This is a genomic window from Haemophilus sp. Marseille-P9675, from assembly GCF_916862695.1.
GTDB classification, from domain to species: Bacteria; Pseudomonadota; Gammaproteobacteria; order Enterobacterales; family Pasteurellaceae; genus Haemophilus; species Haemophilus haemolyticus_K.
In genome coordinates, this window is the sequence record NZ_CAKASP010000007.1 from 16,268 (window position 1) to 30,659 (window position 14,392).

Below are 14,392 nucleotides of genomic sequence, written 5' to 3' on the forward strand. Positions count from 1 at the left end.
GCGTTTGAAATTTTATAGAGCGAAAGAACGGTTATTTTTATGCAAAATTCAACCCCAAGCATTGGCTTTGTAAGCCTTGGTTGCCCAAAAAACTTAGTAGATTCTGAACGAATCTTAACGGAACTACGCACCGATGGTTACAATATTGTGCCAAGCTATGAAAATGTTGATTTAGTGATTGTGAACACTTGTGGCTTTATTGATAGTGCCGTGCAGGAATCACTCGAAGCCATTGGCGAAGCATTGGAAGAAAATGGACGCGTCATTGTAACTGGCTGTTTGGGGGCAAAAGAAGACCAAATTCGTGAAGTGCATCCTAAAGTTTTGGAAGTCAGCGGCCCACATAGTTATGAAACAGTGATGGCGCAAGTTCACAAATACGTGCCAAAACCAACACATAGCCCTTACACCAGCTTAGTACCAAAACAAGGCGTAAAACTCACACCAAAACATTATGCCTATTTGAAAATCTCTGAAGGCTGTGATCACCGTTGTACGTTCTGTATTATTCCATCTATGCGTGGTGATTTAGAAAGCCGTTCTATTACGCAAGTTTTAGACGAAGCAAAACGTTTGGCCGAAGCAGGCGTAAAAGAATTACTTGTGGTATCGCAAGATACTTCCGCTTATTCCATGGATTTAAAACGCCAAGAGGGCGGAGTAAAAACGGCTTTCTGGAATGGCATGCCAATTAAAAATGATTTAATGACGCTTTGTAAACAGCTTGGCAAACTTCGCATTTGGGTTCGCTTACATTATGTGTATCCCTATCCGCATGTGGATGATTTAATTCCATTAATGGCTGACGGCACGCTCTTGCCGTATTTAGACATTCCATTACAACACGCCAGCCCGAAAATCTTAAAAGCAATGAAAAGACCGGGCAGTATTGACCGCACTTTAGAACGCATTAAACAATGGCGTGAAATTTGCCCAGATTTAACATTGCGCTCCACCTTTATTGTCGGTTTCCCTGGTGAAACAGAAGAAGATTTCCAATTATTGCTCGATTTCTTAAAAGAAGCTCAACTTGATCGCGTAGGCTGTTTCAAATTCAGCCCCGTTGAAGGCGCACCTGCAACAGAGATGGCTGACCAAGTACCAGAAGATGTGAAAGAAGAACGTTTCCATCGTTTTATGCAATTACAACAGGAAATTTCTGCAAACCGTTTAAAACAAAAAATCGGTAAAACTCTTGATGTATTAGTGGATGAAATTGACGAAGACGGCATTATTGGCCGCTCCAAAGCAGATGCCCCTGAAGTTGACGGGTTAGTTTATGTAGATAATTTAAGCGGAATGAATGTAAAAGTCGGTGACGTGATTAAAGTAACCATCACAAATTCTGATGAATATGATTTGTGGGGAAGTTGTTAAATAATAACAATCTCAACGAAATAAACAAAAAATCCATCTTCGTATTGAAGATGGATTTTTTATGACTAAGAGCGGTCAAATTTTTAAGTGTTTTTGAACCTATCTTTAAGCCTCATCTATTTAATATCCCCCTTTGGCGCATGCCCGAAATAGCGTTTGTATTCACGGCTGAATTGGCTAGGCGATTCGTAGCCGACTTGGTAAGCTGCCTCGGTAATGCCTCTCCCTTCTTGTGAGATCAGTCGTCTGGCTTCCATTAGACGTAAGGATTTTTGATATTGCAGCGGTGAAAGGCTGGTTATCTTCTTAAAATGGCTGTGAAAACCAGATAATGACATGCCGCTCAGATTTGCCAAGGTTTCCACGGTAATGGTTTCACTGAAATGCTGTTGTAGATAGTGGGTGGATTGGGCAATTTTTTGCGTATGAGATCCAATGCTTACCATCGCTTTAAGTTTATATCCTTGCTCACCAGTAAGCAACCGATAGTAGATTTCTTGTTAGATAAGTGGTGCAAGAAATTCAATATCTTTTGGATTTTCGTGCAATAGAAATAGACGTTCAACAGCATTTTTGAGAGATTCATCTAGATGCCATTGTGCAAAACCTTCGTCGCCCTTTTGAACATCATCTGCAAGGTTTGGATTTGCTAATAAAATCTTGCTAACGCTCTCAATATCAATTTTCATCGAAATCACTAAAAACGGCTTTTGCGGCTCTGCATATTTAGTCTCACCACGCATCGGTACATTGACTGGGCAGAACATAAAGTGTTGATTGTCAAATCAATAGCATTGTTCACCTAGTTGTATTTCACGTTCGCCACTTAACACGATGCAAATGCTTGGTTCTTGAATAATACCTTCATAGCAAAACGGCTGATCGGCATGGCGAATCACCAAGCCTTTAATTGGAGATGAATAGGTTTCGTTATGTGGAATAACTTTTAATAAGCGTTCTATCGTTTCAGTTGAAAACATAATCTTGTAGAAATAGGCAAGTAATTTGGATAAATATATAACACTTCATATTGCCGTCCAATATAATGAACTCACTTTCAACGGCGGTACGCCAAAACATATTAACCAATATTAAACTGAGGAAAACATTATGAAAATTTTCTACAAAACTTCAGCAACAGCAACCGGCGGACGTGATGGTCGTACCCAAGTGGACGACGGTTCAATCGGCTTTGATTTGGTTTCATTTCAAAATGACGGCACCGGAGCTGATGAAAAACACCAACGCGCCGAGTATGGCAAGCACCGCCGCACCGACGAAAAACGGCCGCATGGGGTGGGTGAAAAACTTATTCATGGTTTGGCTTAATTCTGCATGAAGATGCTTTCAGATATGGATTTATTGGGCGGACAGGGTTGTATCTTGTATTGAAGAAGCAAGCTGAAGGTTTGTCAGATACTCAAATGCCCGTATCATTCATATTATTGATATTATTGTTTGAATTGTATTATTTTCAATAATAATAAATAACCCTAAACCAATATAAATAACAGCCATTATCCAACGACTAAACTTCTCTACAATTTCACCAACACCTGAAATATTAGCCAATCTTTGTGCTGTATATACTAAAACAAAAATCAATATTAAAAATACAAGAAGAGTAACTAATAAGTCGACAAGATCTAAAGTCACAAAGTAAGGAACAAAAAGTCCAATATTATCTGCACCACAACTAGCAACTGTAACCAAAGCAACAATACCGACTAATTTTGACAACCCTTTTTCATCCAATTCTTTTTTAGCTCTTTTTTCGCCCTCACAATCGTCGTAAATAGCAACTTTAATACCTAAGTAAATCGGTATTAAACCTAATAAACCCAACACCCATTTTTCCGGAACATAATTCAAAACAAAAGCTAGAAATAAACTAACTAATATTAAAATTACAGAACCTAAATATTGTCCGATATAAATATCTCGATATTCTTTTCTAGTATTTGCTCTAGCAAAAAATATTAATAGTATTACCAACAAATCTACTGCTGTAGCAATATATAAAACAGCAGCAGTAATCACAGTCGAAAACATAAAGCACCTCATAATGAATCCCCTGCCCCCTTGGCACCACGGCTTTTTCAAAAACCGAATCGCGTTCGGATAACAGATTCGTATCTTTCGCTAAAGAGGCAAGCCTGCGGCTTGCTTACCCTCTCCCTAGCCCTCTCCCAGGGGGAGAGGGAATTGGGCTGTCGAGCCTGAACATTTTCAGGTTTACCTGACATCTGATTCCCAATTCTACGGTTCTCTGATTTTGAGAAACCTGATCCCCTTTCCCCGTGGGAGAGGGGTAGGGAGAGGGCAACGAACCGCAAGGTTTGTCAGAAATTTAAATTCCTATCACTCATAATAATGAATCCCCTGAAACTCTCTTGCCACCACGGCTTCTTCAAAAGCCGAATCGCGTTCGGACAGCGGCGTAGGCAGGGTAATCACATTTTGCACGTTCATGCCCTTAGTGGAAAGCAGCATTATTTCATGGCTCAGGCATGCGGCTTCGAAGCGGTCGTGCGTTACCAGCATACACGCCATGCCCTGCCGCTCGATTTTTTCCACCAGCATGGCGACCAAAATATCGCGCAAATCGCGGTCCAAACCGACGAACGGCTCGTCCAGCAAGGCAAGGTCGCAGCCGCACAGCAGCAGGCGCAAAAATGCTACCCGTTTCGCCATGCCGCCGGACAATTCGGTCGGATATTTGTTCAAATCGCCCGCAGTCAGCCCGACTTTCGCCGCCAGCGCGATGATTTCGCCTTCATCGGGTTTGTCCATAAAAATAGCGATATTCTGCATCGCGGTCAAGTTTTCCGGCAGGCGGTTTTCCTGAAACAGAAAACCCGTTTTGCGGAAAGTATTGCGTATCGTGCCCGATTTCGGCGTTTCCAAGCCCGCAATCAAACGCAAAACCGTCGTCTTGCCACAGCCGCTCGGCCCGAACAAAGCTTTCACTTCGCCATGTTGCAGGTTCAAACTGAAATCGTGCACGATGGGGTCACGGAGAATTTCAAAACGCACGTTTTCAAGACAGAGCATCACCTTCTCCACGGCATAAACAAAATTTCCAAAGGCTTGGTAATCAGGTATTCAAACAGTGACACAAACACGATAACCAACACCACATAAGCCATCACCGTCGAAGTCCCCCTGATAGCGCAAGCGTCCTCGCTTGTGCCATTACAATCTATTGTGGTTTCGGAGTTAGCAAAATTCCGAGGCAAGCTCACGAATAAAGTTTACCGGAAAAGTGATATTTGGCGATAAAGTGATTACCTGTTTAAGTTCTTCAATTTTCTTCTAATGACAAAAAAGTGCGGTTATAAAATCAAAAGGATTCTGAACGTTGGCTTTGCCAACGGCTCCCCAGATAGCCCCTCCTTCTGACGCGTAGTTTTATCTATCTAAAAAATAAGCAAATTGAAGTTATTCATGAAAATAGTAAAAATCTGAATCAAACGAAATTGATTTTCAGGCACGCGTTAGGAAACGCGCGCTATCGTGGGGATGTTCGAGTGCGCCGATGCCGCCTTCTTGATAGGCGCGTATCCATCGTCGCAGGTGGGTTCGGGAGATGCCGNTGCCAACGGCTCCCCAGATAGCCCCTCCTTCTGACGCGTAGTTTTATCTATCTAAAAAATAAGCAAATTGAAGTTATTCATGAAAATAGTAAAAATCTGAATCAAACGAAATTGATTTTCAGGCACGCGTTAGGAAACGCGCGCTATCGTGGGGATGTTCGAGTGCGCCGATGCCGCCTTCTTGATAGGCGCGTATCCATCGTCGCAGGTGGGTTCGGGAGATGCCGTAATGATCTGCGGTACGCTGTTGGCTGCGTATATGCAGGTAGTGGAGTACGGCTTGGTATTTGAAGTGTAATGTATATTTGCTCATAAAAAAACTGCACCTTGTGAGTTGGAGGGGATGTCCAACTTTTGGGGTGCAGTTCAGGGTTTGCTCAGGTTTTCAGACGACCTTCGGATTTGGGCGAACCTTATTCCGTTACCGTTTTACGGATGAGCTTTTCCGCATTGGCGAGTGTGTTTTCCACTTCGGCGAACTCTATTTTGCTGCCCGACACCAGCGCGCGCGTATCGTTGAATACGACTTGGACTGCGCCGTCAGCTTCGGTAACGAGGACGCGCAACGGCAGTTGCAGGGCGAAGGCGGGGTCTTTTTGCATCAGCGGTGTGCCGGCTTTGGGCGTGCCGAAAACGATGACTTTCGCGGGCTGCATGTCCAAACCACTTTGTCGCGCTGCGGCTTGGTGGTCGATGACGGCGAACACGGTCATGCCTTTTTCTTTAACGGCGGTTTCCAAACGGCGGACGGTATCGTCGAAGCTGTATTTGCTGACGGCGGTATGGGTTTGATTCATGGCTGAACTTTGTCGGGAATCGGTTTGTCGGGCGGCATCGCCGCTATGTGAAGCGCTGGCGGCTTTAGCAGCGGGCGCGGCATAGGATACGGCGGCAGGAAGGACGAGTGCGGCGGCAGTCAGCGCAGCAGTCAGTAATTTTTTCATGGTTGTTTCTCCAAACGGTTGAATAAAGACATCAATCTAAACGGTTCGGCGGCAAAAAGCAATGCCCGTCAGCAAAAGGGTCGTCTGAAACGGGAGTGGTTTTCAGACGACCCTTTGAGACAAAATCAACGCTGCGCATCAACCGCTTCCAATGCGCGCAGGGCGTAAGTGTAGGCTGCGCCTGCGTTCAGGGCGATAGCGGTTGCCAGCGCGCCGGCGATTTCGCTTTCAGTCGCGCCCGCTTTGGCGGCTGCGGCGGCATGTACGCTGATGCAGCTTTCGCAACGGGTAGTGATGGCGACGGCGATGACAAAGTATACGCGCACGTTTTCGTTTGCCGCTTTATCCAACACGTCGCGCGTGCGGGCATCGTTTTTGCCTTCTTGGACGTAGAGTTCGGTAATCGATTTCGGGTTTTGCCACAGGCGGGCGTTGACGGCGTGGAAGCCGTAGATGAGTCTTTGGTTTGCCATGATTTTGCTTTATAAAAAATTTCAGACGACATTATAACAAGATAAGGTCGTCTGAAAGAGAAAGGTCGTCTGAAAACAAGTGTAACCGGTATCACGAAAACGCAGTCGACTACCGCATCAAATACCCCTACAGCCCAGAACTGCCGACGCCGATCAACACGGTAACCAACATGGAAAACCTGCTTGCGGCAAGCACGGTCAGTGCAATGGCAATCAATTCGTGCGGTTTGTTGGACACGAAATAAGGCGCGATGACGTAAATCAACATGCAACCCGGCGCAGCTTCCATCACGATTTGTGCGCGGCGGCTTAAGGTACGGTTGCGCAAGGCGAAAAAACCAATAAGGCGGGTGGAATACGTTACCGCCAGCATGCCGGCAAACAGCAGGAACGACTACCAAGAGAGCAAATCCTTCATTCTTTCCCCCTGATAGCGCAAGCGTCCTCGCTTGTGCCATTACAATCTATTGTGGTTTCGGAGTTAGCAAAATCCCGAGGCAAGCTCACGAATAAAGTTTACCGGAAAAGTGATATTTGGCGATAAAGTGATTACCTGTTTAAGTTCTTCATTTTCTTCTAATGACAAAAAAGTGCGGTCATAAAATCAAAAGGATTCTGAACGTTGGCTTTACCAACGGCTCCCCAGATAGCCCCCCCTTCTGACGCGTAGTTTTATCTATCTAAAAAATAAGCAAATTGAAGTTATTCATGAAAATAGTAAAAATCTGAATCAAACGAAATTGATTTTCAGGCACGCGTTAGGAAACGCGCGCTATCGTGGGGTCCAGGTTTTGGGGTGCAGATCAAAGTGCGGTCAATCTTAAGTGAATTTTATATTAATTTTGATATTCCATAATTCACTAAAAATCCACCAACCACTAGCCATAAATAAATTAGTATTCCTAAAATCAGAGGTTTTAATCCTGCTTTCTTGATTGCGCTTGCTTGTGTAGTTAAGCCGAGCGCAGCCATCGCTGAAATTAATAAGAAAGAATCGATTTCAACTAATAAGTTTACAAGTTCTTTTGGTAATAAATCAAAAGAATTAAAAATCGCAACACCAATAAAAAGTACAGCAAACCAAGGAATTGTAATTTTGTGTGATGTATTTTCTGATACTCCATTACTACGTGTTAATAACCAAGAAAGCATTAATAAAAATGGGGCGAGCATCATCACTCGGATCATTTTGGAAATGACGGCAGTATTTGCCACGATAGGATCAATATTTTCCCCAATCGCATAAACTTGAGCCACCTCATGCACGCTAGAGCCAACATAAATACCGAATTGATGAGCATTAATTAAATGTTGTGACCAAGTGTAGAAAAAGGGGTAAGTAAAAATAGCAAGCGTCCCGAAAATGACCACTACGGCAATCGCTACTGAAACTTTATGAGATTCTGCTTTGGTAACAGGCTCTGCCGCCATAACCGCTGCCGCACCACAAATACTACATCCAGCCCCAGTGAGATAAACTAATTGTTTATCCATTTTTAGATAACGAATGCCTAAAAGTGCGGTAAAAAAGAAGGTTGAAATTAGCATAATCGCATCAGTGACAACAGCATTTAATCCTACATCGGCAATATCGCCAAAAGTGAGGCGGAAACCATACAACACAATGCCAGTGCGAAGAAGCGTGCCTTTCGCAAATAACACGCCTTTTTCCACTTGTGTTGAAAATTGCGGATAAATGGTATTGCCGATTGCCATTCCCAGCAAGATGGCAATAATTAAAGCACTGATATGATAATGATGGGAAAAATCAGTGTTTCCTAAATAGTTAGCAAGTATAGCGATAATCGCAATAAATATAAGTCCGAAATAAAAGGGACGAGTGTTCATTTTTCCTTTCCTTAGTGAGTCAAGCGGTTTCATCTAAAATTTTGCCAAAATAGCTTTCGACTAAGCGACGAGTAACATCAGTTTGTGGATTAAATGAAAAACCTGAAGCGTGGGTGCAATAAGTTAAGCCATTTTCAGTTAAAAATGTTGGAATACTTGGCGCAGCCTGTAATTCTACACTTTAGCTTATGCAGAGCAGAAAATATAAAAATCTCAGATTTAGACGTAACATAACAAATGCATTGTAATAAATTATGTGCCAAATTGTAAGGCATATTAGTAAAAATGGCTAGGATATTGAATGTTTAATAGGGTTCAAAAGGAAATCAATCAAATTATTAATCGTGGTTTTGACCGCACTTTGATCTGCCCCCCAAAAGTTAGACAGGTTAGTTAACTTAAATATTGAGCTCGGTATTGCACCGGGCTCAACCCTTTGAAAGCAAGTTTAATTCGTTTTTGGTTGTAATACACTAAATATTCTTCAATTTCAGCCTGTAATTCAGCAATTGAATGATAAGTCCGAGAGTAAAAGCACTCTGATTTTAGTATCGCAAAAAAACTTTCAATCACCGCATTATCGTAGCAATTTCCTCGGCGACTCATACTTTGCACCGCTTTACCCTCCAACATCTTTACCCATTCCGCCGTGCCATACAATACACCTTGGTCGCTGTGAATAATCGGGCATTCTGTCGGTTTAAGAATTGTAGCGTGCAACTTGTTGCACGAAATCGTGAATGCCCGAAAGGGTTAAATAACGTTCCGTGCGTGATTCGGTCGTGCATCAAGATGCACGCTACGAGGGGTAAATAATCCTCCTATATGTTGAATTTTGGTTGTCAGCCTTGTTCATTATATAGCGAGGATTTTTTTCTGTTCATCGCTTAAGCTATTTGTCTCCATACGCATAGCGTATGGTTTTTATAGCCTGACTTTGCCTGGCTATAATCAAAGGCCGTCTGAAAATTCAGACGGCTTTTATATAACGAAGTGCGGTTAAATTTTTAGGTGTTTTTTGTGAATTATCCTAAGAACTCAACCACTTGTTTTTAAAACTTCACTGTTTCACCATCTTCTGGAATTGCTACATTTTCAAGCTTATTTGCTTGGACAAATTGGCGTAAATCCTTACGGTAAACAGACATATGATTTACTGCATCCATGTGCACCGTGATAAGTTTTGTATTTGGTAGCATGTTACGAGCATGAGCAACATCTTGTAACCCCATAATAATGCCATCATTCGGAAAAGCTAAGGTACGCGCATCACCTGTGTTCATAATCATTACATCAGGTTTATAACGATTAATGGCTTTGTTTACTTCGGCAGTCCAAACTGTGTCACCAACCAAATAAACCGTTGGATGGTCTTTCGCTTGGAATGTTACGCCCATCGCCTCATCTAAAATCTCGGCTAATTGTGGTACAGCGTACATTTCCGTTGTGCCGTGAGAACCGCCGGTTTTATTTAAAATAATACCTTCGAACTCCACCGGTTTTTCTAGCGATAAACTGGTTATGTTAGTAAAACCTTGCGCTTTGAGTAAGTCGCCATCCCGTTCATGTTGCACAAAAATTTTGATGGATTTAGGTAAAATTTTTTGTGCAACCTCATCCCAATGATCTTCATGTGTATGAGTTAAAATAATGGCATCAACATCTTTAAAAGTATCTTCTGCTTTCATCGGCAATTCCACAAGTGGATTACGCAAATGGCTATTTAATGTTCCTTCAAAGCCTGCATAACGTCCTTTTTCAGCAAGCATCGGGTCAATTAAAAAAGTTTTCCCTGCGTAGTTCAGGCGACCAGTAGCATTGCGGATATGTTGGTAGCTATCAGTGTTTTTAGAGGCAAGATCTACGGCGAAAGTATTTGCGCTAATAGCCAATGCTGTAGTGCTAATTAAGGTTTTTAAGTTCATTGTTTTTCCTTTTCTATACGTTATTGAATGAATAAACATATTATAGTGAGAACAAGATTGCGTAAAAATGGATAAAAAATCAATAAACGTAATAATCGGGTCATTTCTGTGTTATGCTCATATCAAAGTAGGAGAATAAAATGAATACACCCACAGTTGCTTTGATTGTGTATGAACAAATGATGCCCATTCATTTTGCGATGGCATATTCCGTTTTTTCTATGTCGGATTTAAACGGCAAGCCGTTATTTGACTGTAAAATCGTTAGCGATTCGGACAACCTGACAAACTCGCTATTTCACATACATTTAGATGGAGGTTTAGAATGGTTGGATAATGCCGATATTGTTGTGATGACTGGATGGCATGATACTCAAGTAATGCCGAGTGAGGCTTTATTAACAGCATTACGGCAAGCGTATCAACGTGGTGCGACAGTAGTGGGTTTATGTTATGGTGCCTATGTGTTAGCGTGCAGTGGTTTACTTAACGGCAAAAAAGCAACTACACATTGGCTAGGAGATAGTGATTTTACTAGTCGCTTTCCGCAGGTGAAATGGGATTTAAATCCTATTTATTTAGAACAAGATCGACTGATTACCTCAGCAGGAACGGCAGCTTCCATGGATTGTTGCCTTTCCATTGTCCGTAAATTATATGGTGTAAAAATTGCCAATCATATTGCCCGAATACTGGTTATCCCCCCTCATCGTGAAGGCGGACAAGCACAATTTATCGAACGACCTATTTCTCGTTCCACACCTAATCATAATATCAATGCGTTGCTTGCTTATTTAAATGAAAATCTGACCGCACTTCATTCGACTGATAGTCTTGCAGAACGTTTGTCAATGAGCCGTAGCACTTTCACCCGACATTTTCGCAAAGCAACCGGAATGTCATTAAATCAATGGTTAATTGAAGCAAGGCTACAGCGAGCAAGAGAGCTTTTGGAAAGCACAGATTTATCTATTACTGACATTGCAGAACAAAGTGGATTTCATAGTGATACCGCCTTGCGTCAGCACTTCTTGAAGAAACATAAAATTTCACCGAATCGCTGGCGTAAGCAGTTTCAAATTGAGGATATTTAAATCTTTTTATTTTAAAGTGCGGTCAGATTTTTAGATGTTTTTACAAATTCAAAATTAGACCGCTTGTTTGATATAAAGCCAGTCTATTCCTCTTCCCTCTCCCCGTTAGGAAATTTGATTAGATAAAAATAAAAAAGGTGAGCTAAAATGCTCACCTTCTAAACTAATATTTTGTAATTATCCGAACACTTTTTCCAAATGTGCTTGGTAGTCTGCTAAGTATTGTTCTACTTGTGGATTTTTAATCACATCGTTACATAAGAATGTTGGCAGACGGGTTAAGCCGATGAACTCGTTAAGTTTGTGGAAAGGCATGTACACAGCATCTACGCCTTTGCCTTCGAAGAAATCGCCTTCACGGGTGAACGCTTCAATCGGCGCATTCCAAGTAAGCGAAAGCATGTGTTTTTTGCCTTGCAACAAGCCACCTGTGCCGTAACCTTCTGTCGGATTGACACGATGACGGCCATCACTGTGGTAAAGCTTGCCGTGTCCAGCGGTTAATACTTCGTCTATGTATTTTTTCACTGTCCAAGGTTCGTGCATCCACCAGCCTGGCATCTGCCAAATCACGGCATCCATCCACAAGAATTTTTCGATTTCTGCTTCAACATCATAGCCAGCATCGATCACAGTTTCTTTTACATTGTGTCCAAGTGCGGTCAAAACTTCTTTCGCTTTTTTGTGAAGTGTGTGGTTTAACTCACCATGCGAATGTCCGAAATTTTTACCACCATCTAATAATAAAATATTCATCTTTTGCTCCTAAAACAATAATCCAAAGAGGACTTTATTATGCTGTTTTACTTTATACTTAAAAAGTACAAAAATAAAAAAAACTCTTTTGCGTTAAAAAGAATAATAAAATGAAAACAACTTCTGAAGAATTAACGGTATTTGTACAAGTAGTCTAAAATGGCAGTTTCAGCCGAGCAGCCAAGCAGCTAGCGATGGCAAATTCTGCGGTAAGTCGTGTGGTGAAAAGGCTAGAAGAAAAATTGGGTGTGAACCTAATCAACCGTACCACGAGACAGCTAAGACTAACAGAAGAAGGCTTACAATATTTTTGTCGCGTACAGAAAATTCTACAAGAAATGGCCGCGGCAGAAGCCGAAATGTTGGCTGTGCACGAAGTTCCACAAGGCGTATTATGAGTAGATTCTGCTATGCCAATGGTGTTACGTCTGCTTATGCCACTGGCAGCGAAATTCAACGAACACTATCCACATATCCAGCTTTCGCTAGTTTCTTCCGAAGGCTATATCAATCTGATAGAACGCAAGGTCGATATTGCCTTACGAGCTGGAGAATTGAATGATTCTGGGTTACGTGCTCGTCATCTGTTTGATAGCTACTTCCGCGTAGTCGCCAATCTAGAATACTTGGCAAAACACGGCACACCACAATCAACTGAAGATCTAGCCAACCATCAATGTTTAGGCTTCACTGAACCTAGTTGTCTAAATACATGGGCGGTTTTAGATGCTCAAGGAAATCCCTATAAAATCTCACCTCACTTTACCGCCAGCAGCGGTGAAATCTTACGGTCATTGTGCCTTTCAGGTTGTGGTATCGCTTGCTTATCAGATTTTTTGGTAGACAATGACATCGCTGAAGGAAAATTAATTCCCCTACTTTCTAATCACATCACCGATGAAACGCTCCCTTTCAACGCTGTTTATTACAGTGATAAAGCTGTCAACCTTCGCCTACGTGTGTTTTTAGACTTTTTAGCAGAAAAGCTGAGGGGATAATTAAAATTCATAAACATCAAATTTTAAAATCAATTTGCAAAAATACTTTAAAACCTGACCGCACTTCATTCGACTGATAGTCTTGCAGAACATTTATAAATGAGCCGTAGCACTTTCACCCAACATTTTTGCAAAGCAACTGGAATGTCATTAGATCAATGGTTAAATGGTTAATTGAAGCAAAGCTACAGCGAGCAAGAGAGCTTTTTGAAAGCACAGATTTATCTATTACTAATATTGCATAACAAAGTGGATTTCATAGCGATACCACCTTGCGTCAGCACTTCTTGAAAAAACATAAAATTTCACCGAATCGCGGGCGTAAGCAATTTCAAATTGAGGATATTTAGATCTTTTGATTTTAAAGTACGGTCAGATTTTTAGATGTTTTTACAAATTCAATTCACAATTAGACCGCTTACCCTATCAAGATCTTCCAGTACTTAAACCCGCTTTGCCGTTTTCCCACAAGGTTTTCAGCAATACTTTCCACGCCGACAATTTAGGATTGGGCTGCTTGCCTTGCCCAATCAAGTCCATTTGCGTCATATACCAATTCATTTCCAACATTGCGCCCGCTTTTTTATCACAAACACCACGCCTGTTTGGATGCGGTCGGTTTGCACGGTTTGGTAAGTGCCGTTTTGCATTTGGTTTGCAAAATCGGGCACCAAAGCAAACGGGCGAGTGACGCCGACCAAATCCAAATGGCCGCTGGATAAGGCATCTTCCATGGCGCTTTGTGAACGGAAGCCGCCGGTAATAATCAAAGGGAATTTTCAAAAGATGGTTTTAGTGTACAAATCACAGCGTTTCATCAATCATTATCTCAGTCTGCAAGCCGTTTCAGACGGCCTTTTCGTAAAAAGAGCGGTCAAAATTTTAAGTGTTTTGCAAATCATCTTAAAAACTTGACCACTTGCATCATTATCAAGACCGCAGCCGTCTGAAACATTGATAGACCGGTTACTGATGCCTGCTTTCTGCTACTTTTGTCCATTTTGCCAATGTCTGCTTCATTTGTGCCTGAGGGATGAAGCGAGCCATCCGTTCAACTTCCTTGCCTTGATAAAACAGCAGCCATGCAGGTGCGGTCAGCACGTGGAAACGTCCGGCCATTTCGGGTATTTCAGCAATATCGGCTTTTACGGCATACACATTTCCTTCCTCCGCCAAAGCTGACTCAAGCTGGGCGGCCACGACTGTACAAACGCCGCAGATTGGGGCTTTGATGTACAGTGATACTAAAGGGTGTGTGGCGATGGCCTGTTCGATGTCTTTCAGAGTGTGCAGTTGTTGCATGTCATGTACTCCTTTGAGCGATTCAGCACGTTTCTAGTTGTCCAGAAAAGGGGCTTTTAACGAAATGAAAACAAGAAAA

At 42.1% G+C, this 14,392-nt stretch carries 15 protein-coding genes and 4 pseudogenes; 4 read left to right on the forward strand and 15 right to left on the reverse strand.

Annotated elements, in window-relative coordinates:
* The first annotated feature begins 39 nt into the window (after positions 1 to 39).
* Positions 40 to 1,377, forward strand: a complete 1,338-nt coding sequence (rimO, locus tag LIX50_RS08545; protein WP_048953347.1) for a 30S ribosomal protein S12 methylthiotransferase RimO — start codon at positions 40 to 42, stop codon at positions 1,375 to 1,377.
* Between the two features lie 116 nt (positions 1,378 to 1,493).
* Here rimO and LIX50_RS08550 read toward each other — a convergent pair.
* Positions 1,494 to 2,357, reverse strand: a pseudogene (locus tag LIX50_RS08550) (AraC family transcriptional regulator N-terminal domain-containing protein).
* Between the two features lie 130 nt (positions 2,358 to 2,487).
* On the opposite strand from LIX50_RS08550, the gene LIX50_RS08555 reads away from it, so the two are divergent.
* Complete coding sequence (locus tag LIX50_RS08555; protein WP_046943022.1) at positions 2,488 to 2,706, forward strand: hypothetical protein; 219 nt, start codon at positions 2,488 to 2,490, stop codon at positions 2,704 to 2,706.
* Positions 2,707 to 2,814: 108 nt separating this feature from the next.
* Here LIX50_RS08555 and LIX50_RS08560 read toward each other — a convergent pair whose 3' ends face one another.
* The 11 genes and pseudogenes from LIX50_RS08560 to LIX50_RS08610 form a co-directional block, all read right to left on the reverse strand.
* The gene (locus LIX50_RS08560) at positions 2,815 to 3,429 is read right to left on the reverse strand and encodes a CadD family cadmium resistance transporter (protein WP_003766668.1); all 615 of its coding nucleotides are present in this window, start codon (positions 3,427 to 3,429) and stop codon (positions 2,815 to 2,817) included.
* A 309-nt stretch (positions 3,430 to 3,738) separates the two neighbouring features.
* Entirely contained in the window at positions 3,739 to 4,431 is a 693-nt protein-coding gene (locus tag LIX50_RS08565) for an ATP-binding cassette domain-containing protein (protein ID WP_181153943.1), read from the reverse strand.
* Positions 4,431 to 4,559 (reverse strand): annotated as a pseudogene (locus tag LIX50_RS08570) (ABC transporter permease); the annotation flags it as partial. The pseudogene LIX50_RS08570 and the gene LIX50_RS08565, both read right to left, overlap by 1 nt.
* 304 nt (positions 4,560 to 4,863) lie before the next feature.
* The gene (locus LIX50_RS09600; protein ID WP_226385941.1) at positions 4,864 to 4,992 is read right to left on the reverse strand and encodes a helix-turn-helix domain-containing protein; all 129 of its coding nucleotides are present in this window, start codon (positions 4,990 to 4,992) and stop codon (positions 4,864 to 4,866) included.
* A 99-nt stretch (positions 4,993 to 5,091) separates the two neighbouring features.
* Positions 5,092 to 5,286 (reverse strand): helix-turn-helix domain-containing protein, encoded by a 195-nt coding sequence (locus LIX50_RS09605; RefSeq protein ID WP_204371006.1) that lies wholly within the window; start codon positions 5,284 to 5,286, stop codon positions 5,092 to 5,094.
* 100 nt (positions 5,287 to 5,386) lie between these two features.
* Positions 5,387 to 5,917, reverse strand: a complete 531-nt coding sequence (locus LIX50_RS08585) for a DUF302 domain-containing protein (RefSeq protein ID WP_048952635.1) — start codon at positions 5,915 to 5,917, stop codon at positions 5,387 to 5,389.
* Positions 5,918 to 6,042: 125 nt separating this feature from the next.
* Positions 6,043 to 6,390 (reverse strand): RNA methyltransferase substrate-binding domain-containing protein, encoded by a 348-nt coding sequence (locus LIX50_RS09610; protein WP_080351510.1) that lies wholly within the window; start codon positions 6,388 to 6,390, stop codon positions 6,043 to 6,045.
* A 127-nt stretch (positions 6,391 to 6,517) separates the two neighbouring features.
* The gene (locus LIX50_RS08595) at positions 6,518 to 6,778 is read right to left on the reverse strand and encodes an AzlD family protein (protein WP_226385942.1); all 261 of its coding nucleotides are present in this window, start codon (positions 6,776 to 6,778) and stop codon (positions 6,518 to 6,520) included.
* 443 nt (positions 6,779 to 7,221) lie between these two features.
* A complete protein-coding gene (locus LIX50_RS08600; RefSeq protein WP_065244871.1) occupies positions 7,222 to 8,238 on the reverse strand; it encodes a YeiH family protein in 1,017 nt (338 codons plus the stop codon).
* A gap of 393 nt (positions 8,239 to 8,631) precedes the next feature.
* Complete coding sequence (locus tag LIX50_RS08605) at positions 8,632 to 8,958, reverse strand: IS3 family transposase (protein WP_133253120.1); 327 nt, start codon at positions 8,956 to 8,958, stop codon at positions 8,632 to 8,634.
* A 332-nt stretch (positions 8,959 to 9,290) separates the two neighbouring features.
* Entirely contained in the window at positions 9,291 to 10,163 is an 873-nt protein-coding gene (locus LIX50_RS08610) for an MBL fold metallo-hydrolase (protein WP_048953291.1), read from the reverse strand.
* Positions 10,164 to 10,303: 140 nt separating this feature from the next.
* Here LIX50_RS08610 and LIX50_RS08615 point away from each other — a divergent pair, with 140 nt between their 5' ends.
* A complete protein-coding gene (locus LIX50_RS08615) occupies positions 10,304 to 11,257 on the forward strand; it encodes a GlxA family transcriptional regulator (protein ID WP_048953292.1) in 954 nt (317 codons plus the stop codon).
* 177 nt (positions 11,258 to 11,434) lie between these two features.
* Here LIX50_RS08615 and LIX50_RS08620 read toward each other — a convergent pair whose 3' ends face one another.
* Positions 11,435 to 12,013 carry an NAD(P)H-dependent oxidoreductase gene (locus LIX50_RS08620; RefSeq protein ID WP_048953293.1) on the reverse strand — a complete coding sequence of 193 codons (579 nt, stop codon included), beginning with the start codon at positions 12,011 to 12,013 and terminating at the stop codon, positions 11,435 to 11,437.
* 110 nt (positions 12,014 to 12,123) lie between these two features.
* Between LIX50_RS08620 and LIX50_RS08625 the strand changes: the two are divergent.
* A pseudogene (locus tag LIX50_RS08625) lies at positions 12,124 to 13,011 on the forward strand (LysR substrate-binding domain-containing protein).
* A 426-nt stretch (positions 13,012 to 13,437) separates the two neighbouring features.
* On the opposite strand, the pseudogene LIX50_RS09565 reads toward LIX50_RS08625, so the two are convergent.
* A pseudogene (locus LIX50_RS09565) lies at positions 13,438 to 13,784 on the reverse strand (NADH oxidase); the annotation flags it as partial.
* A gap of 193 nt (positions 13,785 to 13,977) precedes the next feature.
* Positions 13,978 to 14,313: a thioredoxin family protein gene (locus LIX50_RS08635; protein ID WP_048953294.1), complete on the reverse strand. Its 336-nt coding sequence runs from the start codon at positions 14,311 to 14,313 to the stop codon at positions 13,978 to 13,980.
* Positions 14,314 to 14,392: the final 79 nt, after the last annotated feature.